Source organism: Paracoccus versutus (genome assembly GCF_029909795.1).
GTDB classification, from domain to species: domain Bacteria; phylum Pseudomonadota; class Alphaproteobacteria; order Rhodobacterales; family Rhodobacteraceae; genus Paracoccus; species Paracoccus versutus.
This window is the reverse complement of sequence record NZ_CP038196.1, coordinates 186,237-208,354: the sequence shown is the minus strand read 5'-3', so window position 1 is coordinate 208,354 and position 22,118 is coordinate 186,237. Positions and strand designations below refer to the sequence as shown.

General features: G+C 62.3%; 20 protein-coding genes. 14 read left to right on the top strand and 6 right to left on the bottom strand.

Translation table 11 applies throughout. The features are described from left to right. Positions 1 to 127 precede the first annotated feature (127 nt). The 7 genes from E3U25_RS01000 to tnpC all read left to right on the top strand — a co-directional run bounded on the left by E3U25_RS01000 (position 128) and on the right by tnpC (position 6,914). Entirely contained in the window at positions 128 to 814 is a 687-nt protein-coding gene (locus tag E3U25_RS01000) for an SDR family NAD(P)-dependent oxidoreductase (RefSeq protein ID WP_116221370.1), read from the top strand. Positions 815 to 994: 180 nt separating this feature from the next. Beyond that, complete coding sequence (locus tag E3U25_RS00995) at positions 995 to 2,224, top strand: MFS transporter (RefSeq protein ID WP_166435439.1); 1,230 nt, start codon at positions 995 to 997, stop codon at positions 2,222 to 2,224. A 47-nt stretch (positions 2,225 to 2,271) separates the two neighbouring features. Then, a complete protein-coding gene (locus E3U25_RS00990) occupies positions 2,272 to 3,480 on the top strand; it encodes an MFS transporter (protein ID WP_116221372.1) in 1,209 nt (402 codons plus the stop codon). 30 nt (positions 3,481 to 3,510) lie between these two features. Continuing rightward, on the top strand, positions 3,511 to 4,404 hold the full coding sequence (locus E3U25_RS00985; RefSeq protein WP_116221373.1) for a LysR family transcriptional regulator: 894 nt from the start codon (positions 3,511 to 3,513) through the stop codon (positions 4,402 to 4,404). A gap of 84 nt (positions 4,405 to 4,488) precedes the next feature. Next, positions 4,489 to 4,926, top strand: coding sequence for an IS66-like element accessory protein TnpA (gene tnpA, locus E3U25_RS00980; RefSeq protein ID WP_244295007.1), 438 nt, complete (start codon positions 4,489 to 4,491; stop codon positions 4,924 to 4,926). Then, positions 4,923 to 5,279 carry an IS66 family insertion sequence element accessory protein TnpB gene (gene tnpB / locus E3U25_RS00975; RefSeq protein ID WP_425355721.1) on the top strand — a complete coding sequence of 119 codons (357 nt, stop codon included), beginning with the start codon at positions 4,923 to 4,925 and terminating at the stop codon, positions 5,277 to 5,279. The genes tnpA and tnpB overlap by 4 nt, the downstream gene beginning before the upstream one ends. A 69-nt stretch (positions 5,280 to 5,348) precedes the next feature. Continuing rightward, positions 5,349 to 6,914 carry an IS66 family transposase gene (gene tnpC, locus E3U25_RS00970; RefSeq protein WP_116221375.1) on the top strand — a complete coding sequence of 522 codons (1,566 nt, stop codon included), beginning with the start codon at positions 5,349 to 5,351 and terminating at the stop codon, positions 6,912 to 6,914. Between the two features lie 53 nt (positions 6,915 to 6,967). On the opposite strand, the gene E3U25_RS00965 is transcribed toward tnpC, so the two are convergent. Next, the gene (locus tag E3U25_RS00965) at positions 6,968 to 7,996 is read right to left on the bottom strand and encodes an AraC family transcriptional regulator (protein WP_116221376.1); all 1,029 of its coding nucleotides are present in this window, start codon (positions 7,994 to 7,996) and stop codon (positions 6,968 to 6,970) included. A 187-nt stretch (positions 7,997 to 8,183) separates the two neighbouring features. On the opposite strand from E3U25_RS00965, the gene E3U25_RS00960 reads away from it, so the two are divergent. The 5 genes from E3U25_RS00960 (at position 8,184) to E3U25_RS00940 (ending at position 13,896) form a co-directional block, all read left to right on the top strand. Beyond that, positions 8,184 to 8,927, top strand: coding sequence for an SDR family oxidoreductase (locus tag E3U25_RS00960; RefSeq protein ID WP_116221377.1), 744 nt, complete (start codon positions 8,184 to 8,186; stop codon positions 8,925 to 8,927). Between the two features lie 145 nt (positions 8,928 to 9,072). Further along, positions 9,073 to 10,098 carry an alpha/beta hydrolase gene (locus E3U25_RS00955; protein WP_425355725.1) on the top strand — a complete coding sequence of 342 codons (1,026 nt, stop codon included), beginning with the start codon at positions 9,073 to 9,075 and terminating at the stop codon, positions 10,096 to 10,098. Between the two features lie 106 nt (positions 10,099 to 10,204). Beyond that, positions 10,205 to 10,951: a dihydrofolate reductase family protein gene (locus tag E3U25_RS00950; protein WP_116221378.1), complete on the top strand. Its 747-nt coding sequence runs from the start codon at positions 10,205 to 10,207 to the stop codon at positions 10,949 to 10,951. A 731-nt stretch (positions 10,952 to 11,682) separates the two neighbouring features. Next, positions 11,683 to 12,441, top strand: coding sequence for an SDR family NAD(P)-dependent oxidoreductase (locus E3U25_RS00945; protein ID WP_208861547.1), 759 nt, complete (start codon positions 11,683 to 11,685; stop codon positions 12,439 to 12,441). Positions 12,442 to 12,477: 36 nt separating this feature from the next. Further along, the gene (locus E3U25_RS00940) at positions 12,478 to 13,896 is read left to right on the top strand and encodes an MmgE/PrpD family protein (RefSeq protein ID WP_116221379.1); all 1,419 of its coding nucleotides are present in this window, start codon (positions 12,478 to 12,480) and stop codon (positions 13,894 to 13,896) included. Between the two features lie 182 nt (positions 13,897 to 14,078). Here the strand turns inward: E3U25_RS00940 and E3U25_RS00935 are convergent, their stop codons facing one another. After that, complete coding sequence (locus tag E3U25_RS00935; protein ID WP_116221739.1) at positions 14,079 to 14,885, bottom strand: IclR family transcriptional regulator; 807 nt, start codon at positions 14,883 to 14,885, stop codon at positions 14,079 to 14,081. Between the two features lie 568 nt (positions 14,886 to 15,453). Here E3U25_RS00935 and E3U25_RS00930 point away from each other — a divergent pair. Together E3U25_RS00930 and E3U25_RS00925 are read left to right on the top strand one after the other, a co-directional pair. Next, positions 15,454 to 15,909 carry a type 2 periplasmic-binding domain-containing protein gene (locus E3U25_RS00930; protein WP_208861548.1) on the top strand — a complete coding sequence of 152 codons (456 nt, stop codon included), beginning with the start codon at positions 15,454 to 15,456 and terminating at the stop codon, positions 15,907 to 15,909. 101 nt (positions 15,910 to 16,010) lie between these two features. Then, a complete protein-coding gene (locus E3U25_RS00925) occupies positions 16,011 to 17,027 on the top strand; it encodes a sugar ABC transporter substrate-binding protein (protein WP_166435440.1) in 1,017 nt (338 codons plus the stop codon). 176 nt (positions 17,028 to 17,203) lie between these two features. Here E3U25_RS00925 and E3U25_RS00920 read toward each other — a convergent pair whose 3' ends face one another. The 4 genes from E3U25_RS00920 to E3U25_RS24950 all read right to left on the bottom strand — a co-directional run bounded on the left by E3U25_RS00920 (position 17,204) and on the right by E3U25_RS24950 (position 21,971). Then, positions 17,204 to 18,106, bottom strand: a complete 903-nt coding sequence (locus tag E3U25_RS00920) for an SMP-30/gluconolactonase/LRE family protein (RefSeq protein ID WP_116221740.1) — start codon at positions 18,104 to 18,106, stop codon at positions 17,204 to 17,206. 763 nt (positions 18,107 to 18,869) lie between these two features. After that, positions 18,870 to 19,538 (bottom strand): NAD-dependent epimerase/dehydratase family protein, encoded by a 669-nt coding sequence (locus E3U25_RS00915; RefSeq protein ID WP_116221381.1) that lies wholly within the window; start codon positions 19,536 to 19,538, stop codon positions 18,870 to 18,872. A gap of 32 nt (positions 19,539 to 19,570) precedes the next feature. Continuing rightward, positions 19,571 to 21,196 (bottom strand): GMC family oxidoreductase, encoded by a 1,626-nt coding sequence (locus E3U25_RS00910; protein WP_116221382.1) that lies wholly within the window; start codon positions 21,194 to 21,196, stop codon positions 19,571 to 19,573. Between the two features lie 526 nt (positions 21,197 to 21,722). After that, the gene (locus E3U25_RS24950; RefSeq protein WP_276330409.1) at positions 21,723 to 21,971 is read right to left on the bottom strand and encodes an aldehyde dehydrogenase family protein; all 249 of its coding nucleotides are present in this window, start codon (positions 21,969 to 21,971) and stop codon (positions 21,723 to 21,725) included. Between the last annotated feature and the right edge of the window lie 147 nt (positions 21,972 to 22,118).

The window sequence follows — 22,118 nt, the reverse complement described above, 5'->3', positions numbered from 1 at the left end:
TTAATAAAAAGATTTGACATTGTGGAGATGCGCACCTAGATGATGCCCGTAGCCAGCCAGCCGCCGACGCATTGGAAGCGATCTTGGGGCGGGCCGAACCCACCGGAAACCACATGGAGAAATAGACATGGCACGCATCATCCTCATCACCGGCGCGACGCGCGGCATTGGCCGTGAGCTGGCCTCGCAGCTCGCCGCCAACGGCGACACCGTTCTGCTCAGCGGCCGCAACCTCGACGCGGCCACCAAGGCCGCCGGCGAGATCGGCGGCAACGTCCATCCGATCCAGCTCGACACCGCCGATCAAGCGAGCGTCGAAGCCGCAGCCAAGAAGATCGAGGCCGACTTCGGCCACCTCGACGTGCTGGTCAACAATGTCGGCGGCATCTTCGACTATGCGCAGCAGGCGTCGAACGCCGACCTGTCGGTCGTCCAGCAGGCGCTCGACATCAACCTGTTCAGCACTTGGCGCGTGACGCAGGCGATGTTGCCGGTTCTGCGCAAGGCGCAGGGCGCCCGCATCGTCAACGTGTCCAGCGAACGCGGTTCGATCGAACAGATGGCCGCTGGCGTGCCCGCCTATGCCGTGGCGAAGGCCGCCGTTAATGCGCTGACCCGGAACCTCGCCGCAGAGCTGGAAGAGGCGGGCATCACCGTTAATGCGGCCTGCCCGGGCTGGACGGCTACCGATCTCGGCGGCGAGGGCGGTCGCCCGGTCGCCGAAGGCGCGGCCAGCGTCCGCTATGTTGTCGATCTGCCGGCCAACGGCGGCACGAGCGGCTTCTATCAGGATGGCAAGACCCACGCCTGGTAATCACGCTCTGCATCGCCTGACGGCAGGCGCACACGTTGCCGCAGTCGTCCGGGCTGCATGAACTGCGCAGTCGGAAGGTCGGGACCGTGCAAACGGTCCCGACCCCATCAATCTCCAAGGGTCAGGTTCCAGCGGTCAAAAACCGGCGAAGCCGCCCTTCGGCATCGAAGCCCGGAAGCCATGACCGACAATTCAGCCCAACGCCAACAAAATCCCAGCCAAACCACCGCGTCAGGTGCGACCCGGCCACAGGTGCCGGTGTGGTGGCTCGCCCTCATGGCATCGCCGGTCGCCGCCGCGAACAACGCCACCGTCCTCATTCTGGACGATGTTGGCAATGCGATGGGCACAAGCACGGTCAACGCCTCCTGGGTCGCGACCGTGTTCGCGCTCGCGCTCGCTGTCGCGACGCCGTTGCAAGCCACCCTCATGCGGCATCGCGGCCAGCGCGCCGTCCTTTGGACGAGCGCCTTGCTGGTCGCGGCGGGCACACTCATCGTCCTGCTCTCCCCCTGGCTGTCCCTGACCGTTGGCGGGCGAGCCGTTCAGGCCGCAGGAGGGGCGGGGCTCAACGTGCTTGCTATCGCCATGGCCGGCAATCTACGCCGCATCGGCGTCATCAGCGCCGGCATGGGCATCTTCGGGGCGGTCGGCCCGCTTTTGGGCACGCAGCTCACCGACGTCGTATCGTGGCGGGTTGCCTTGTCCCTTCTGGCGATCACCCTGATCGCCGTGCCGGTCGTTCACCGCTACACCTCGCAGGGCTCGGCCAGCACCAACCGCTTTGACGCATGGGGCGCGTTGCTGGTCGGGGTGCTTTCGGGCGGCATCGTCCTTCTGGCCGCCTATTCTCTTCCGGCGCTGGCCGCTATCGTCGTCTCGCTCGTGCTGCTGGCCATCCATATCCGTCGCCGGCCGGAGGGCTATGTTCCTGTCGCGACCATTCGCTCGGCGAGGTTCCTGACCGCCGCCGCGCTCACCCTTGCCCTTTCGGTCGCATATTTCACGCTGCTGTTCGTCATTCCCCAATTGCTCACCATTCGCGCCGAATGGTCGAAGGATGCCGCAGCCACGGGCCAGCTCATCGCCATGGTCCTCGCCTCCTTCGCGACCTTGGGCTTTACGTCCATAGCGTCGCGGTTTCCCCTTGCAGGCGTCCGCACCCTGCTTATCGCGGCCGGATTCGTAGCGATCCTTACCGCGCTCTATGCGAGTTCGCCGCTCCTACTTTTGGCCGGGATATTCTTCGCCCTGTTTGGTGCGACCTCTGCAAATGCTACGCAGGTTGCGGAGGCGGTCGCGGCCGTGCCCGAACACCAAAGGCCAATCGCGATCGGTCTGTTCACGCTCACCTATCTTCTCGGTGGCGCAATCGGTCCGGCAATCGCCGCCGTGCTCGTGCTTTCCTGACCGCATAGGCAACGAGTGCGAAGGGAGAACCGCGTGAGGGAGGTTTGATGAGGCAGGCAGATGATCCGAACAGCGGGACCAGCGGAGGGGCGGTCCCGCACCCAACGGGCCAGTCGCCGACAAGGCTGGCCTTTTCGATCATCCTCGCCGCCATGTTGAACGTGCCGCTCGCCGTATGCCGGCTGCTGTTCCCGCTCGTTGCCATGACTACGGGGGCGGGCACGCTCCAGATCGGGATCATCGTCTCCTTCATGACGGCGATGCCCATCCTCTTCACGATCCGGTTCGGCCGATGGGTAGATCGCGCGGGCGCCTTCATTCCGTTCGCCTTCTCGGCCGGGTTGGTCATCTTGGGCGGACTTTGCTTTGCCGTGCTGCCCTCCACCTACACGCTTTTCGTCACGTCCAGCCTGGTCGGCCTTGGGGCGATGTTTGCCCATGTGGTTGCCGCCCGCACTGTCGCCGATAAGGGGCCGCCGGAAGGCAGGGCCGGACGGCTAGGCTTGCTCGTGCTCAGCTATTCCGTCGTTCAGTTTCTCGGGCCGCTGTTGGCGGCCGCGATCTTTGAACGCCATGGATCGCAAAGCGCGCTGCTGACCGTCTCGGCGTTCGGGACGGCCGCGCTTCTCGGCCTGTTCGTCGCCCCGCACCACTACATGCGCGGGAAGAAGGCGGGCTCGCCGAAGGATGCACCGTCCCATGCCTTCGATCTGTTGGCCATGCCTTCCTTGCGGGCCAGGATCATCGTCAACGGCGTGTTCTTCGGCGCATTGTCGATCTATCCCGTGGTGCTCGCATTTCATTCGGTGGAGATCGGGATCACAGCGACACAGGCCGGACTTGTTCTTGGAGCCTTTGCGGCGGGCAATGCCTTCTCGCGGTTGAGCGCAGGGCGGGTTTTGCGCTGGTTCGCGGCCGAAAAGGTCCTCATCGGCACGCTCATCGTCAGCGCATTATCCTTTGCCCTGCTACCTCTCTTTCATGCGATTCCGACGTTGGCTGGTGTCAGCGTCATGCTGGGCCTCGCCATGGGGCTCGCCAATCCCACGGCCTTGAGCCTCATCTACTCGGCCGCGCCGGAGGCCCGCCTGACCGAGGCGATCGGCATGGCTGTCGCCGTGGGCAATTTCTTCCAGACGTTAGTGCCACTAGTGCTCGGCGTGATCGTATCCATGTTCGGTCTTCCCGCGATGGTCTGGTTGCTCAGCCTTGGGATGCTCGCAACGACTTTGCTGTTGCGCGCCGGGAACCGATAGAATCTGCGTCATGACATGAGAGGAGCTGGTGTGTCGCGCGAGAATGTAAACGATCTTCTAGCCTTCCTGGCGGTCGCCAGAGAGCGAAGTTTCACCAGAGCTGCCGGCAAGATCGGCATCTCACAACCCGCGCTCAGCCACACGATCCGCCAGTTGGAGGCCCGGCTTGGTGTCCGGCTGCTGACCCGCACGACGCGGGCCGTGACCCTCACGGAAGCCGGCGAGCGGCTGCTAAACGGGCTGGGGCCTGCCTTCGATGAAATTGACGCTCAAATCGCATCGCTCGGAGATCTGCGCGACAAGCCTGCCGGAACCATCCGGATTTCGGCGTCGGACCATGGCATCGACAAAATATTATGGCCCAAGATCAGCAAGTTCCTGCTCAACTACCCGGATATCAATGTCGAGCTGGCGCGCGATAATGGGCTCACCGATATCGTGAAGGAACGCTACGATGCCGGCGTTCGCATGGGTCATCGTCTCGCCAAGAACATGATCTCGGCGCGTATAGGCCCCGACTTGCGGTTCGCCGTCGTCGGAGCCAAGTCCTATTTCAAGAAGCACACCGAACCGGCGCATCCGCAGGACCTATTGCGCCATTCCTGCATCAATATCCGCCTGCCGACGCTAGGCGGCTTCTGGACGTGGGAGTTCGTTGAAGACGATAGGGCCATCAAGCTTCGCGTTGATGGCCAGCTCGCGTTCAACAATCTCTATGATGCGCTCAAGGCGGCGATCGCCGGTCACGGCCTGGCCTACGTCCCCGAGGACATGGCCTTGCCGGAAATCGAGAAAGGGCGGCTCAAGCGCGTTCTCGAAGACTTTTCCCCTTGGGTGGACGGCTACCATCTTTACTATCCGAGCCGTAGGCAGTCCTCGCCGGCGTTCGTTGCCCTGGTGGAAGCGCTTCGCCACCGGGGATGACGGTAAGCGCGACGCTGATCCCCTCCTGCCGCTGGTGATCTGAACGGGCCAATCTCCGTGCGCATGAAGGTCGGAGGTGTTGGCTTGGAACGAGACGGCAAAATGGGCGGCCATTTGGACGGTTTCTCGGATGGTGGGGTTTCGCGGCTGGAAGTGATCGAGGGGCCGACCGGGCGTCAGCGACGCACGAAGGCGGAGCGGGCGCGGATTGCGGCGGAGAGCTTGGTGCCGGGAGCGTCGGTGACCGATGTCGCGCGGCGGCACGGGACGACGCGCTGGCAGGTTTATGACTGGCGGAAGAAGCTACGGGACGGACAGCTTGTCGTGCCCGAGAGCGTGGCGGCACTGCCGATGTTTGCAGAACTGGTCGTCGAGGGCGCCGCAGCGGAGATGCCGGCAGAGACGGAGGCCAGCACCGGCGTGGAGATCGTTGTGGGTGATGTCGTGATCCGCGTCGGCGCAGATACCGATGAGGTTCTGCTTACGCGGTCGATCCGGGCGGCGCGGGCGTCGAGGTCATGATGCTCGGTCAGGGCGGGCCGGTGAAGGTTTATGTGGCGATGCGCCCGGTGGACTTCCGCAAGGGGATCGACGGGCTTGCGCTGGCGGTTCAGGAGATGTTCGGGCTCGACCCGTTCAGCGGGGCGGTCTTCGTGTTCCGGGCCAAGCGTGCGGAGCGCATCAAGCTCCTGGTCTGGGATCAGACCGGAATGGTGCTGGTTCACAAGCGCCTCGAAGGTGGCAAGTTTGTCTGGCCGCAGGTGCGGGACGGGGTGATGCGGATGTCCTCGGCGCAGCTGGCGGCGCTGTTCGAGGGGTTGGACTGGAGACTGGTAAGACCCGAGCGGGTGCGCCGCCCGCTGGTTGCAGGGTAAGTGCGTCCGATGCACTGGAGGCCCTGTTTTTACTGGCCAGAACAGCATCAGCATGATTCACTTCGAGGCATGGATGCCGACACTCTCAGCCGCGAGAACGCTCATTTGAAGGCCCGCCTCGCGGAGGTTGAGGCAGCGCTCGCGGAGGTGCAGGAGGCCAACCGCCGGCTGGAGGGTATCCTGCGCGCCTCGCAGCGCGAGCGCTTTGGCAAGAGTTCCGAGAAGTTGTCACCCGACCAGTTCAATTTGCCGCTCGAGGACGCCGAACTGGCCCAGGGCGTGCTTGAGGCCGCACAGGAGAAGACTGAAGCCGCGCTGCAACGGGCGCGAGGGGAAGAACCTCGCAAGCCCGCGCGCAACCGTGGGCATCTGCCGGCGCATCTGCCCCGGGTCGAGCGCGTGATCGAGCCCGCCAGCACCCTTTGCCCCTGCGGTTGTGGTGAGATGGCCCGGATCGGGGAAGACATCTCCGAGCGTCTCGACGTGATCCCGGCGCAGTTCCAGGTTCTGGTGACGTGCCGCCCCAGATATGCCTGTCGCCGCTGCTCGCAGGCCGTAGTGCAGACGCATGCCCCCGAGCATGTCGTGCCGGGCGGCCTGCCCACCGAGCGGCTGATCGCATGGATCATCGTCTCCAAGTTCGGCGACCACCTTCCATTTTACCGCCAGGCGGGGATCTTCGAGCGACAGGGACTCCACCTCGACCGCGGCACACTCGGCAATTGGGTCGGCCGCGCCTGCTTCCACCTGATGCCCGTGATCGACCACATGAAGGCCAATCTGCGCGCCGCCGACCGGATCTTCGTCGACGAGACCCGCGCGCCGATTCTGGATCCGGGCCGGAAGGCCACCAAGAGCGGCTACTTCTGGGCCGTCGTATCCGACGATCGCGGGCATGGTGGTGCCGGACCGCCCATCGTGCTGTTCCACTACGCTCCCGGTCGGGGACGGGAACATCCGCTTAGGTTCCTGGCCGGATACCGCGGCCGGTTCCTGCAATGCGACGCCTACCAATCCTACAACGCGCTGACCGAGATCACGCGCGATGAGGGGCCGTGGCAGCTGGTCTATTGCTGGACCCACGTCCGCCGCCGCTTCGTCAAGCGCTTCGAGAGCGACGGCTCGCCCATCGCCGAGGAGATGCTGCGCCGGATCGCGGTCCTATACGGGGTCGAGAAGGCCGTCCGCGGCAAGGATCCTGCCACCCGGCTGACTGCCCGGCGCGAGCATTCCGCCCCCATAATCGCCGCGCTGAAACCCTGGCTCGAGGCCCAGCTCTCCCGCATCCCGCAGAAATCCCAGCTCGCCGAGGACATCCGCTACACCCTCGCACACTGGCCGGGCCTGATCCGCTTCCTCGACGATGGCACGCTGGAGCTCGACACCAACCCGGTCGAGAACCAGATCCGCCCCATCGCCCTGACCCGCAAGAACGCCCTCTTCGCGGGCAACGAGAACGGAGCCGAAAACTGGGCCATGCTCGCCTCGCTCGTCGCAACCTGCAAGCTGTCCGGCGTGAACCCCGTCGACTACCTCGCCGATACCCTCCGGGCCATCCTCGACGGACACCCCAGATCCCGCATCGAGGACCTCATGCCCTGGTGCTACGTCCAGACGTCAAGCCTCGCTGCATAGGGCCACGTCGTCGCGCTTACGGATGACGCGAACAGGGCGGGGGATTCGAGGCGTCAGATCGGAGCTTGGGAGCCCATATTCGACTGTCGATCGCCCCTGTCGGCATAAGATCGGCGTAGGTCGGCGTCCTGCCCCTCGATTTGCGGTGTCAGCTTCCCGGCCTTTTCCCGCATTTCGGCGACATCGCGTTTGGGCGGCGCACCGAAGAGGCGGCTATATTCGCGGCTGAACTGCGAAGGGCTTTCGTAGCCGACATGAAAGCCGGCATCGCCGGCGTCCAGATGCTCGTTGAGCATCAGACGCCTCGCCTCATTGAGCCGAAGCCATTTCTGATATTGCAGCGGGCTCATCCCCGTGAGCTGCCGGAAGTGCTGATGTAGGCTCGACGCGCTCATGTGGACATGGGCGGCAAGGTCGTCGATGCGCAGCGGCTTGGCGAAATGGACCTTGAGCCAGTCGATAGCTTGCGCCACCCGATGACTTTGGCTCCCTACGGAAACGATCTGCAACAGTCGCGGTGCGAGATCTGTTTGCAGAAGCCGGTAATGTATTTCCCGCTCGATCAGCGGGCCGAGGACGCCCGCGGCCTTCGGTTCATCGAGAAGCGCCAGCAGCCGTGAAAACGGCTCAAGCAGCGCAGGGGACAGCATACCGATCGCGGCGCTTTCATCGACGGCACGATTGCGGGGCGAAGGCGGTCTAACCTGTCCGATCAGATCGGAGATTACGCGCATGTCGAGCTTCAGCGACAGGCCGAGGGACGGCTTTTCCGGACTCGCCTCGAGGACACGCGAGCCGCCCGGCAGCTCCAGCGATGTCAGCAGGAAGCGCTCGGTATCATAGGTGTAGCCCCGCTCCCCGATCAGCAATTCCTTGGCCCCCTGGGTGACAAGCACGATGCTGGGCTCGACAAGGCAGGGCCGGGGCTCGGTGGGCTGTTCGCGCCGGAAGAAGCTCAGATTCGGGATCGCGGTTGCACAGTCCTCTAGCCCCACGGTGCGGCGCGCGATGGTTTCGCTCAAGTCGGCCTGAAGGCGGGCAACGGCGTCCATGTCTCCGCCGAATACGGTTTGCGCTGGCATGAAAATCTCCGCTCTCAGACCTCGATCCTAGCTCACTCGGCTCGCACCGTCGAAAGGAAATGGAGCGTCTTGGAGGATCAGGCAAAGAAAATGCCGGATTGTTCTACCGCAGGAGGCTCCAACCGAGGGAAAGTGCAAACGACCTCTCAGGAGGCATCTTCCCGCAAGCCAGATTGGAGCCGCCATCATGATAAAGGATAAAGTCGTCATCATCACAGGCGCATCGTCGGGCATCGGCGAAGCATCTGCGAAGTCCCTTGCCGCGAAGGGCGCGAAAGTCGTGCTCGGCGCGCGCCGCGAAGACAAACTTCAGCAGCTCACCGCAGAAATCGAGAAAGCCGGCGGCAAGGCCGTCTATCAGACGTTGGACGTGACCAAGCAGGCCGAGAACGACGCCATCGTGAAGCTGGCGAAGGACACCTTCGGCGGCGTCGATGTGATCTTCCTCAATGCAGGAATCATGCCCAATTCGCCGCTTTCCGCGCTCAAGACGGACGACTGGCATGAAATGGTCGATGTGAACATCAAAGGCGTCCTGAATGGTGTCGCGGCCGTCCTGCCGACCTTCATCGAGCAGAAATCGGGACACGTCATCGCAACGTCGTCGGTGGCCGGACTCAAGGCTTATCCCGATGGTGCGGTCTATGGCGGCACCAAATGGTTCGTGCGCGACTTCATGGAAGTGCTGCGCATGGAATCCGGTCTTGAAGGGACCAATATCCGCACGACCACCATCTATCCCGCCGCGATCAACACCGAGTTGCTGAATACCATCAGCAACCAGCAGACGGCCGACACGATGACGGGGCTCTATGCCAAGTATGGCATTTCCCCCGACCGCATCGCCAATATTGTCGATTTCGCCATCGACCAGCCCGACGACACCACCGTCAACGAGTTCACGGTCGGGCCGACCGGCCAGCCATGGTGAGTGTCGTTTCAGGCAACACATCCCACGCTTTCAGCATGAACCCATGGAGATGAAGATGAACGATACAAGCGAATCCCGTTCCGTGGTGGCGACTGCCGATCTCAACATCGATCGGCGCAAGCTGCTTAAAGTCACCGGCGCAGGGATGGCGGCTCTCGGCGCTATGTCCATTTTGAATATCCCAACAGCAGAGGCTCAAGATATGTCCAACGGTGCTGACAACTTCTACACCAGCGATCAGGTTTCCAAGGAAACCGTCACCTTCCCCTCGCAATACGGCCTCAAGATCGCCGGCAATCTCATCATTCCCAACAATGCCGACCGCAGCGCCCGGCTTCCCGCGATCGTCGTCGGGCATCCGATGGGCGCGGTGAAGGAGCAGAGCGCCACGCTCTACGCGACCAAGCTGGCCGAACAGGGGTTCGTCGCCATCGCGATCGATCTTCCGTTCTGGGGCCAGAGCGAGGGGCAACCCCGCAACGCCGTGGCTCCCGACCTCTATTCCGAGGCGTTCAGCGCCGCCGTCGATTTCCTCAGCACGCATGAGCTGGTCGATCCCGAGCGCATCGGCGGCATCGGCGTTTGCGGCAGCGGCGGTTTCCTCGTGAGCGCGGCCAAGATCGATCCGCGCATTAAGGCCGTCGCCACCGTCAGCATGTATGACATGGGCGCGGTCACGCGAAACGGCTATGGCAAGTCGCGTTCGGTCGAGCAGCGCAAGGAGCTGGCCGCGCAGGCCGCCCAGCTTCGCCTTGATGAGTTCAAGAGCGGCGAGCAGATTTTCCAGAATTATCTGCCGATCGAGCGGCCGGCCGACGCCGACCCGGTGACGGCGATGTATTGGGATTTCTACCGGACTCCGCGCGGCATCGCCATTCCCGAGGGTCGGACGCTGGAGTTGACGCAGAACCGCACCCTTGCGGGCGAAATCAAGTTCCTCAACTTCTATCCGTTCAACGATATTGAGACGATCTCGCCGCGCCCGATGCTGTTCATCGCCGGCGATCAGGCTCATTCCCGCGAGTTCAGCGAAGACGCCTATGCGCGGGCCGCCGAGCCGAAGGAGTTGCTTTGGATCGAAGGGGCGAACCACGTCGATCTCTATGATCGCGTCGATATGATCCCGTTCGAGAAGCTGACCGGCTTCTTCGACCAGCATCTTGCGGTCTGAAACGGCTGACGGGGGGCGCTTGATCGGCGTTCCCCCCTTTGCAGGACATGACAAACCGCCTTCGATTCCCAGTCCGACACGAACAGAAAAGCCAAGGAGCGCAACGATGACACGGCCCCGCGTCTTCATTCACACCCATATGTCGCTCGATGGCAAGATCGTGGGAGCCTATCTGCCGACCGAAGTCGGCGTTGCCTCCCAGCGGCAATACTACGAGCTGGTTCTTGGCCCGGATCGCGCGTTCGACCGGCATAAGGGATGGCTGTGCGGCCGGGTTTCCAGCGACGATAACTTCACCCACTACCGCACGCCTGATCTGGATGAAGCGGCATCGCCCGTGCCCGATGGGGATTTCATCACCGTCGCGGATGCCCCGATGTACTATTTTTCGGTCGATCCGTCAGGTGTGCTGGCATGGGAAACCAATTCGATCACCTATTTTGAGACCACGGCCCATGTCGTCGAAATCCTCTCCGGACGGGCCAGCAACGCCTACAAGGATTTTCTACGCCGCAAGGGCGTTTCCTATATTGTCGCAGGCGGCAATCAGCTCGACCTTGAGGAAGCTGTCAGGAAGATAGGCGAGATTTTCGGCGTGCAGGAAATCATGCTCGGCGGCGGCGGCAGCTTGAATTGGTCATTCATTCGGGCGGGTCTGTGCGATGAGGTAAGCATCGTCATGACCCCGGCCGCGGATGGCACGAAAGGTGCGCAAACGCTGTTCGAGGCAAACGAGCGCTACGCCACGCCCCTGCCTACCGCCTTCAAGCTCAAGGGTATGAAGCCGCTCGCCGACGGCAGTATATGGCTCCGCTATGATGTCATTGGACCGATCCCCAAGGCTGGAGGCTGACATGACGGATTCGTCCATTGTGCTGACTTGTGCTGATCACCGCCTTCGCGACAGTGATCTGCAGCGCTATCTTCTTGTGATGGCGGCGGCAGGCTGCCTCGCTACGGGATTGGCCCGGGATGCATGCAAGCGCGAGTGTCATTCAGGCCAACGCGAACCAGCAGAAGTCGACGCCGACATCGGACTGGCGACGGGGCTGCCGCAATCCCGTAGAGGCGGTGCGTGAGATCCCTGCGATTGCCGCAGAGGTCATCAGCCACCGTCCCCTTGTGATGGCCTGTTCGAATCATTGGTCTGTAGCGCCGCAGATTGGGCTGGCTTGGGGGGAGAGCGGGTGCGCGGGCTCAAACGTGTCCCACCATTCTGGATGTTTTGGTTGATTCGGGTTTGGCCGTTGCGCGTTATGTGGGACAGCCCCCGGCCCGCATCGGTGGGCCGCGCAGTCACCGGGACCGCGTCATTTTCCCCTATTCTTTGCCAGCTACGTCTTTTTTTATATAAAAGTAAATTTTCTATATGAATTTCAATCGGGATTTGCCATGCTGACGCCAAGACGCCAAGACGCCGGGCGTCCGGTCGCACTGGAGAGGCCGCACGCCCGCGAACCCGCCAGGCAGGTGCTTGCGGATTTCGCGCGTCGAACACCCGGTTCCGAACCCCATCGGTGCGCTGTTGGGGCCAGGACAGCAATTTCCTGACGTTGGTCAGGCCAAGCACCATGGGAGGAAAACATGGATATGAAACGCTTCGAGGGTATGAACGTCGTCGTCACGGGCGCAGGCAGCGGCATTGGTGCGGCCTGTGTCGACCGGCTCACCGCCGAGGGCGCGACGGTCGTCGCCGTCGACCTGTCGCAAGAGGCCATCGACAAGCTGCATGAGACCTATGGCACCGACCGGGTCAAAGGCGTCGTGCTAAACGTCTGCGACAATGCCGCCGCCATTCAGACCATCGCGGACAAGCGCAAAGAGCTGGGTCCGCTGCGCGGCATCATCAACTGTGCCGGCATTGCAGGCACGGGCGGGATCGCCGACGTTGATCTCGACGTCTATCGCCGTGCGATGGCGGTCAACGTGGATGGGACCGTGAACATGTGTCAGGCCTATGTCCGAGCGGTTCAGAACGACGAAGGCGACCGCTCGATCGTGAACTTCTCGTCCGCTGCCGGCATCCTCGGCGTGCCAAACCGGGTGCCCTATGTGGCTGCGAAATTCGCGGTGTCCGGCATCAGCAAATCCATGTCACCGGAACTCGGCCCGCTCGGCATCCGGGTGAACGCCATTGCGCCGGGCATGACCAAGACGCCGTTCATCGACTATATGCTGAAAGAAGAGGGGGCTGAAGAACGCTTCAACGCCAAGCATCCCATCGGTCGCCTCGCTGAGCCGTCCGAGATCGCGGCGGTCGCGGTGTTCCTTTTGACCGATGACGCGAGCTTCATGACCGGCTCGGTCGTGTCCGTCGATGGCGGCCAGACCGCCTGCATCTAATCCGCACCCCTCACTTTCATCCACAGGAGAAAGATCATGACAGATCAAGACGATCTGGTGCGGCACCTGTCGCGCCATGCCGCCCTGACCCGTTACGACGACGTGACCGAAGTCGCGCGGTTGCGTGCCAAACAGGGGATCATCGACACGCTCGGCGTCATCCTCGCTTCCACCGGACGCGAGCCGCGCATCGCGCCGGTCCTTGATCTCGTGACCGAGAACGGAGGGCGGCCGGATGCCTCGGTGTTCGGGACCGACATCCGTGCGCCCGCCGCCGCCGCGGCTCTGGCCAATGGCACCCTCGCCCATGCCCTGGATTTCGACAGCATGACGCCGTGGGGCGCCCATGCCGACAGCTCCATCGTGCCGACCGTGCTGGCTCTGGCCGAGAAAAAGGGAGGCATCACTGGCAAAGACCTCATCACGGCCGTGGCGGTGGGCGAGGATATGTTCATCCGCTTCATCACCAATGTCGGCTGGAAGATGGACTGGAACCTGTCAACGTCGGTCGGTGCGTTCTCGACGACGGCCGCAGGCGGCGCCGTCGCCGGGCTGAACGAAACCCAGATGCTCCACGCGATGGGCCTGGCAAGCACGCATGCCGCCGGGATCATGGAACAGATCTTCGGGATCGGGAGTGACATGCGCGGCATGTATGCGGGCTTTGGCGCGCAGGGTTGCGTCAACGACGTCCTTCTCGCCGAGAAGGGCATGTATGGCCCGCCGGCGCTGTTCGACGGCCCCGCAGGCTTTTTCAACGTCTACTTCAAAGGCGACTACAAGCGCGACGGCATTCTCGACGGTCTCGGCCAGGAGTTTCGCGGCGACAAGATGCTTTACAAATACTGGCCTGCGGTCGGCACCGCCTTTACCCATGTCCATGCGGCGATCGAGTTGATCCGGGAGAACCAGATCGACAGCAACGACATCGAGGAAATCTTCGTCTATGTCGGCAATTTCCACCAACGCATGTGCTATCCGCTCGACGTGCGGAAGCGGCCCGACCTTCTGATCGATGCCAAGTTCAGCCTGCCGTTCGTGATCGGGCTCACGATGGCCAAGGGCGACCTCAAGATCGGTGATTTCGCGGTCGAGACACTGAAAGACCCCGCCGTTCTCGCCATGGTGGACAAGGTGACGCCGGTCGAGGACAGCGCCTTTGACTGGACCGATCAACTGCCCGCCGGCAAGGTCGACGTGGTGCTGAAAAATGGGCGCCGCCTGTCGCGCGTTGGGGACGACATGCCCGGCACTCTGGACAGGCCGCTGACATGGGATCAGCTCGGGCAGAAGTTCGCGCAATGCGCCAAGGCCGCCGCCCGTCCGCTGCAAGGCGAGGCAATCGAGCGCGCATTGCGCATTGCGCAGTCGCTCGAGTCGATGGATGACCTGTCGGATCTCGTATCGGTCATTCAAAGTGGCGCTGGCGCTATTGCGGGGTCCAAGGTGGCGTGACCTGGATATCCATGTGTCAGACAGGTGGGTCTTCGCGCCCGCCCACGTCTGTCCCGCGCTAGACGTGCCCTGCCGCCAGCGCCTTGGCCGTGCGGCCGCGCAGCGAACCGCAGGCCCGGCGCGCGACGATGGCCCGAGCACGATCCCATGTATCCGGCGATAGGGGGAGCGAGCCCCCGGGGTCAGTCGGTGCCGTAGATATCGTCGATCTTGGCACCGGCACCCATGCGGCGCGACAGGTCCCGGCAGACCGCCACCAGATGTGCGCGCGCCTCGTCCACCGGCATGGTCTCGCGTCCACCCAGACGGTGCACGAAGGGCACGGTGACCGCCGCGACGGCATTGCCGCGATAGTCAAAGATCGGAGCGGACAATGTGGTCACGCCCGCCAGAATCCGCGACGGCCCCTGACAGAAGCCCTGTTTGGCGACCTCGGGCAACTCGGCGAGGATCTGATCCCCCGCCTGTCCGTCGCCGGTCTCGGCTGCGATCATGCTGAAGAGCGAGGCGAGCTCCTCGTCGTTCATGTAGGCCGCGAGAATCGTGGTCGAAGGCGAATTGGCGAGGGGCAGCTGCGCCCCGAGTCGCGTCGTCACCAGACTGACATCCGGACCATCGACCTGAGCGATCACCAAGAGCTTGTCCATGTTCAGGATCGTCAGGTGGATGCACTGGTTAATCGTGTTGGCGAGGGTCTGCATCGCCGGACCTGCGATGGCCGTCAGGCGTTTGAGCATGGGGTGGCGGTTGGCCACTTCGAACAGCCGCATGGTGATGCGGTATCGTTCATCCGATCCAAGCTCGGCATAGCCCCGTTGCCGCAAAACCACGAGCATCCGAAAGATTTCCGACGTCGTCCGGCCAAGCTGCTTGGCGATTTCCACCTGCGTGAGCCCCTGCTCGCTGGAAGCGAGCAGTTCGAGGATGTCGAGCCCCTTGGTCAGCGCTGGAGCGCGGTATTTCTCCGACCCTTTTTCGTCGTCTTTCATCTCTGTCCCGGCCTTTCCCGCCGCGCCTTCGCGCACCTGTCGTGGCGCGAGGCGTGCTATCGTTGTGGTGCATTAGAAACGCTCTCAGGTTCATTTCATATATGAGACCTTTGTTCATTCAAGGTGTGGGCAAGCGTGCGCGACTGGTTTCGTCGCCCTGCAATGAAAAAACGCCCTCATCGGGAATTATATCACGGACCCTCTGGGTAGGCCCCGAGGGGCACCGGTGTATTTCGCGGCCCGGTTCGTTCCGGGAGGAATTTGTGAAAACTGAACGAAATTCGGTCGAACCATTCGATGCAGCGCTCTCGCGATCGCCGCCGTGCATGCCTAATGGGTCGAGTGGCAACTCGCCTCGGCCTGTGGCGACGACGCCATCGCGATCAGGAACGTCCGTATGTTCATCGAATAGGTCGAAGCGGAATTCGAAGGTTGATGCCCAGTCGCCCTCGGACCAACGCGAAGCGCATAAAAATGCCCGAGATTGAACGGATGATGCGGTCCGGGCAGGGCCTTTCCTCGCGCCAACCAATCGAGTCGATCAACGGTTTCGCGGAAACCAAGCAGCGTGATGACCCCCCTGGGTGCGAAATGGGCCGAGGTCAAAGGCACGACCGGCGTTCTGGTGCAATACGCCGACATAGGTCAGGCGCTGGCGATTGACACGGTGGATTCTTTCTTTGTCGCTTCGGCCGCGGTGGTCGACCAGAAGGCTTGGAAAGCGCTGAACTCCTTCTATCCGGTGTGTCTGATGCGTAGCAAAGGACGCCGGGTGGTGAACCAGCAGGCCTGTGACGCGCTGCCCGACCATCTTGACGTCCGCGTTCACCGGAGAAGCGATGAGACTCGAAAGCGTGATGCCCGTGCCCAAGGCCTCGGCACGCTTCGTGATAATCCTGCTCTTGGGCATCGTGCTGCTGGTGGGTGTCCTGTACGCGCCGGAGAGTGTGTTTTTTTGCCGCGTTGCTATGATCCGTATGTGAAACAATCATTTATATATGATGACTCAGTCAGTTCCACATGATAGGATTTTCCTGAGCGTTCGGGAGGAGCCGTTCGCCCGAGCCAGAAGGCTCGACCGCCGCGCTTGGAGGAGCGCGGACCATGCGATCTAGGGAGAATCCAATGAAAATGACTTACACGGGGAAAGCCTTGAACCTTGCTCTTGTCGGATCCGCAGCCCTGGCCCTGTCGGTGACCTGCGCGATGGCGCAAGACGCGGCGACGAGCGGTTCGGCCCAAGGGATGCGGCTCGGCTTTATCATGGCGAGCGCGCAGAACCGCCCGGACTCGGCAATGGCCGAGGGCTTTCGCAGGGCGGTCGAAGACGCCGGCGGCGAGGCTGTGATCCTGAGCGCGAACGGCAGCATCGAGCGGATGTCCAACGGCATCATGGACCTGATCTCGCAGGGCGTGAAAGGTGTCGCGACCGTGACGATGGACAGCGTCGTCGCGCTGAACTGGGTCGAAAGCGCCAAGGACGCAAAGATAGGGTATGTTTCCGTGACGCAGCAGATCGGCGACCCCAAAACGACCCCGTTCGAGGACGTTAACCCGGACGTGACGGCGGTCGTTGCCGAGAACTACCTGACCACCGGCCACCGCCTTGCCCGCGCCGTGATCGACCGTGGCATGTTGCCCACGGATAGGACCGCAAAGATCGGGATCGTCGAAGGTCAGCCGGGCTACGCGATGGTCGATCAACTCAGCGAAGGCTTCACCGCCGAACTTGATGCAGCCGGCATCGATTACGAGGTGGTTTTCGCGCAACCGACCGACTGGACGCCTGCGAACGGGCAGGAGGTATGCACCAATGGCCTGATGGCCGCGCCGGATACGGACGTGATCTTCAGCCACGCCGAGGATATGGCCATCGGCTGCGCACAGGCGATGGAAGATGTCGAGGCGCCCGGCAAGCTCGTCACCGCAGCGGGCGGAGCGGAGCGGGCATCGGGCCTCGTGCGGTCTGGCGCCATTGCGCTGTCCACCTGTATGGCTTGGGCCGATATGGGTGCCAAGGCCGCGGCGGCGCTGATCGAACAGGCCAATTCGGGCGAAGGCGCCACCGGACGCCTGATCGAAACCACCTCTGCCCTGATCGATGCCGACGACCTTGACGCGGCGTGTCCGAATCTCTGGTGATTGGCTTTCGGCGGGGCCAGCCGCCTGCTCGACCCTGTTAGTGAACCGCGCCCTTTCGGGGGCGCGGTTTTCGCGACCTGAAGTCAGAACCCAGGTTAGACCGAGGGGACAAGCAAAACGCCGGACCATCTGGCCCGGCCGTTCGCTTGATTACCCTTGTCGCGTATCGGTGGCACTCAGCCTGCGAAGCGCGGCTCTGGCAGACCCGTGACACCCAGACCGCGAACCGCGAAAAGCCCACCCGCGCCGGGCTGCGTTGTCGGCACCCCATACATCGCCTTTGCCATCGACGTGAAATAGAGAGTGTCGAGTTTCTCGCCGCCGAACATCACGCTCGTCACATTGCGCACAGGCAGTTCGATCTCGCGGTCTATGCTGCCATCCGGGGCATACCGCACGATCCGTCCGCCCAGCACCTTGGCGTTCCAGATGTAGCCTTCGGAATCCACCGTCGCCCCGTCCACCGTGCGGGCAAAGGTCTTGTCGGACGCGAATTCGCGTTTGTTCGACACCTGCCCCGTCGCGATGTCGTAATCATAGGCCCACAGCGTTTCATGCGAGGAATCCCCGAAATAGAATGTCTTGTCATCCGGGCTCCAGCAGGGTGCGTTCGAGCAGATCATGCCCTCATCCAGTACGTGCACGGTAAGATCAGGGTCGAGCCTGTAGAGCTTGCCGTTCTCTGGCGGCTTGCGCCCCATCGTGACGTTGAGCGGATCGAAATCGTGACCCATCGCCCCCGAGATGAAACGTCCGGCGCGATCGACTTTCCCATCGTTCAGGCGGTAATCGGGCAGGTCCGCCAAGGGATTGGCCACCTGCACTGTCTCCTGCGTGTCGAAGTCGTAGAAGTTGAAGCCATTGGCCAAAGCCAGCACGGCGCCGCCATTCTCACGCAGCGCCATTGAGCCGATAAAGCTCGGAACGTAATGTTGCTTCACCTCGGACCCGTCGGCACGGCAGCTCCAGATCACACATGCGGTGCTGTCGATCCAATAGAGACGCTGGTCGCGAACGTCCCATAACGGACCCTCGCCAAGGTGGTTTCTGGCATCCACCAGTAGGTCAATCTTCGGCATGTTTCCCTCCCTGCCGGGTCTCCCCGGCACCGGGGAGGCTTGGTTCCAAATCGTTCAGATCCATGAGAGGGGCCGCGTTATGCGCTGCACCGGGCCAGCCCAATAGGTCCCGTGATTGCGGACATCAGGTCCAGGAAAGCTGCCCGGTACGCCACTTGGGCGTTCGAAAAGTCACATGGAACATGCGGGAATCCCTATGACATGTACTTCGACGCAAGGTGCGTTCTCTCAGCCGATGCGGGCCGAAAAAACGGCGCAGATGGTCGGAAACCTCTCGCGAGTGATCTGTTGGCGGCGGCCGTATCTCCTCCTGACCGCTCACCAAGTTTCGTATATAGATTATAGTTCCATATAGGGAATCGCACGTCAAGCGCGTGATATGCCAATCGAGATGGCTGAGCGGAAGGAGAGCTGTCCATTCGGCGGAATGGATGGGAGCACTAAGGGACAAGTTCGTCACGGCAGCGCCAACACCACGCACGTCGCCTCAGGACGCTCGCCAGCCATGGTCCTCGGACCGATGGCGGGCGATGGTGGGCCCTCACACCCTACGCATACATCTGCAAGATCCGGACTTCAGCGTCAGACAGTTTTATCGTTGATCCGATCCACTAGCAGGCTGCTGAAAAAGTCCGCACGATGAGAGGGTCCAGGTCGGAAACCGGGAAAACCGCCTCAGATTGGCCGGGAATACCCGGTTTTCAGGCCGATCCTCACCGGATCCAGAACGATTTCCGCCACGTCACCCTCTCAGACCCCTTTTTCAGCAGCCTGCTAGGTCTCGGGCGTCGATATAGCTGAACGCCAGACGCCTGCGCTGGCCGGGGTCCCTGGCGTAGTCCGCAAAGTTCACGTAGTCGCCGGGCTCCTGCACGTTTCCGATGCGCAGCTCGTAGATGTCGGCGCCGGTACGCTTCTGGAAGCCTGCGGCGATCACCTCGCCGACGCGCTTGGACAGCCCGTATGCGTCAGTCGGGCTGGTCGTGAAATCCTCTTCCAGCGGCAGCCGCTCGGGGTTAGGCATCCCGTCGGCAAGACACATGCCGTAAACCGTCTCGGACGAGGCGATGACGATCTTTCGCACGCCCATCTTGGTGGCCGCCTCAAGGATGTTGAATGTGCCCATGACGTTTACCCGCCAGGTTTCGGGATCCGCGGGGATGACCTTGTCGGTCAGCACCGACGCGGCGAAATGCACCACCGCGTCAAAGACGCGGCGCCCGCCGCCCGCGTAGATCTCGTCGAACCCGGCATAGCTGTTGAGCACGGAATAGACCTGCCCGAGATCGGTGATATCCGCCCGCGCGTCGGTCACGCCAGGATGGTGCAATGGTGTCGCGTCCAGGTTCAGGATCCGGTGCCCCTGCTCTTGCAGATAGGGCGCGACATGGCGGCCGGCCTTGCCTGACCCTCCGGTAAACAGAATTCGCATGGCACTTTCTCAGATGGGCTGAGCCCCAGTGTTCAGAGGCTTGGCACGGGCCTGCGGGGCATCTTGTCCGCGCAGAGCATGTCTCCTCCCTTGACCCCGATCACGATGGAGGGGGAGTTTGTGTTGCCCGAAGTGAGCTGCGGCATGATCGAGGCGTCGATCACCCGCAACCGGTCGAGCCCGCGCACCCGTAGACGTTCATCGACAACGGCCATCGCGTCGCGCCCCATCTTGCAGGTGCCCACGGTGTGCTGCGGCGTCGCACCATGGCTGCGCATATAGCCGAAGATTTCCTCGTCGGTCTGGACCAAGGGGCCGGGAAGCTCTTCGCCCAGAATGCGCCGTGCCATCGGTTCGGCGTTGACGATCTGGCGCATGATCCTGAAGCCGCGCATCAACGCGATATTGTCATCCTCGTTGCTCATGAAGTTCGGATCGCAGACCGCTTTTTCCATCGGATCGGCCGAGCGCAGCGTGATGCGCCCCCGCCCCTTCGGACGGGTCGGATAGACCGAGGCCCCGACGCCGGGGAAGCTTTCGACCACCATGCGGCCGCTGGGATGGAAATCAAAGGTCATGGGGCGAAAGCTGATCTGAAGATCGGCATAGTCCTCGCCCGGATTGCTTTTGACAAAGGCCGCGACCTGCGACGCGCCAAGCGCGAGATAGCCCTTGTGGGTCATCAGGTACTTGAAGCCCTGCCAATATTTCCGCAGTCCGCGCAGGCTGCGGTTGTAGGAACTGTCCTCGGTGGCGCGCCAGCCTGCATGGACGTAGAAATGATCCTGAAGGTTTTCGCCCACGCCAGGGCTTTCATGAACCATCTCGATACCGTGCCTGCCAAGCTCTGCCGCAGGTCCCACGCCCGAAAGCAGCAGAAGCTGCGCCGAGTTGATCGCCCCGCTGGACACGACGACCTCACGTGCGGCGGCAAAGCGCTTGCGCTGACCCTTGTGCTGGATCTCGACGCCGGTCGCGGTGCGGCCCTCGAAGGTGATCTTGCGGACATGCGCCTCGGTCAGGATTGTAAGGTTCGGGCGCCCCTCGACCGGCTTGACGAACGCCTTGTAGGCAGACCAGCGACGCCCGTCGCGAATGGTGTGCTGCATGAAGCCGACGCCATCGTGGACTTCACCGTTCATGTCCTCGGTCACCGGGATCTGAAGCGAATTGGCTGCTTCGATGAAATCGAAACTCGACGGCATCTTTACCACCGGGTCGCTGACCCAAAGCGGCCCGCCCTGTCCCCGCCATTCGTCGCTGCGACGCTCGAAATGCTCCATCTTCTTGAAATACGGAAGCAGATCGTCATAGCCCCAGCCCGGATTACCCTGATCCCGCCAGTAGTCGAAATCCTTTGGATGCCCCCGAATGTAGATCATCCCATTGATCGAGCTCGACCCACCAAGCAGCTTTCCGCGTGCCCAGTACATCCGCCGATTCTGAAGGTTGGGCATCGGCTCGGTGTGGAAGTTCCAGTTGAGCACCTTGTGAAAGAACATGGTCGCCATGCCCGCCGGCGTGTTCACCCAGAATCTGTTGGCGTGAGGCCCCGCCTCGATCAGCAACACCTTGTTTTCAGGGTTGTCGACCAGAGCCCGTGTCACCGCACACCCTGCAGACCCCGCCCCGATGACGATGTAATCGTAGGTTTCCAAAATCCGCTCCTCCAGCCAGACCTAAAACGCAAAGCCGCGAACTCCCCCACCCAGGAAGACCCATCAAGACCGGCGTCCGCTTCGGAGCAAAAGACAAGAGAAACTGGCGATTGTCAAATAATCCCACATAGCGCCATTTTTGTTAGTCCAAGAGCGGCGCAAACGACGCAGGCGCCTATCCATCGAACTTGCGATTTTTCCTGTGTTTTTTGAACATAACCCTCGGATTTTTTCCGCATGGCACAGTTCGCTCCGGAGCGCTCTGTCCCAAAAGTTGGTCTAATCCCACTATTTCGGATATTTCTATTGTTATCGTGTCGACTCGGCGACTCGCTGAAAGCACCAGGGAGGGCACCATGAAACGAATCACCAAGCTCGCCGCCACGCTGGCCCTCGGGCACCCGCCCTCGAAGGTCCGCAGAATACGCCCCGCTCATGCCTAGCCTCGCCGTTGTTCGAGGCCAAGACTCGCATACCCACGCGCGCCCGTGAATCCACCGATAAATAGGGGATCAACGAAAATGCTCTAATAGCCCTGCGGGGCCTTGAACCCGCGGCCGTCGACGACGATCTTCGCGCCCTCCTTCACGCCGGCATCGACGTAACCCCGCACCTTCGCGAGGTGCTGCGCGGTGACGAGCAGGCCCATCTCCGAGGCGCGGTCCGCGGCCGGGCCGTGTTCGCCGTCTCCTCGCCGACCGGGACCGCGTAGGCGAAGACGCGGACGCGCCGGAGGAGGTGCGCGACCGGACGATCTGGCAAAGAGGCTGAGCAACCGAGCGGCCGAGCCTGGTGTCCTACGCCGGCCCCGTTCGACGGCTTCACTCGACGCCGGTCTCGCATCGATTCAGAGAATTTTCGACCTGTCACCGGTCACATCAGTTCAGAGCCCTGAGTTTCCGCCGCGTGTTGTTGACATATT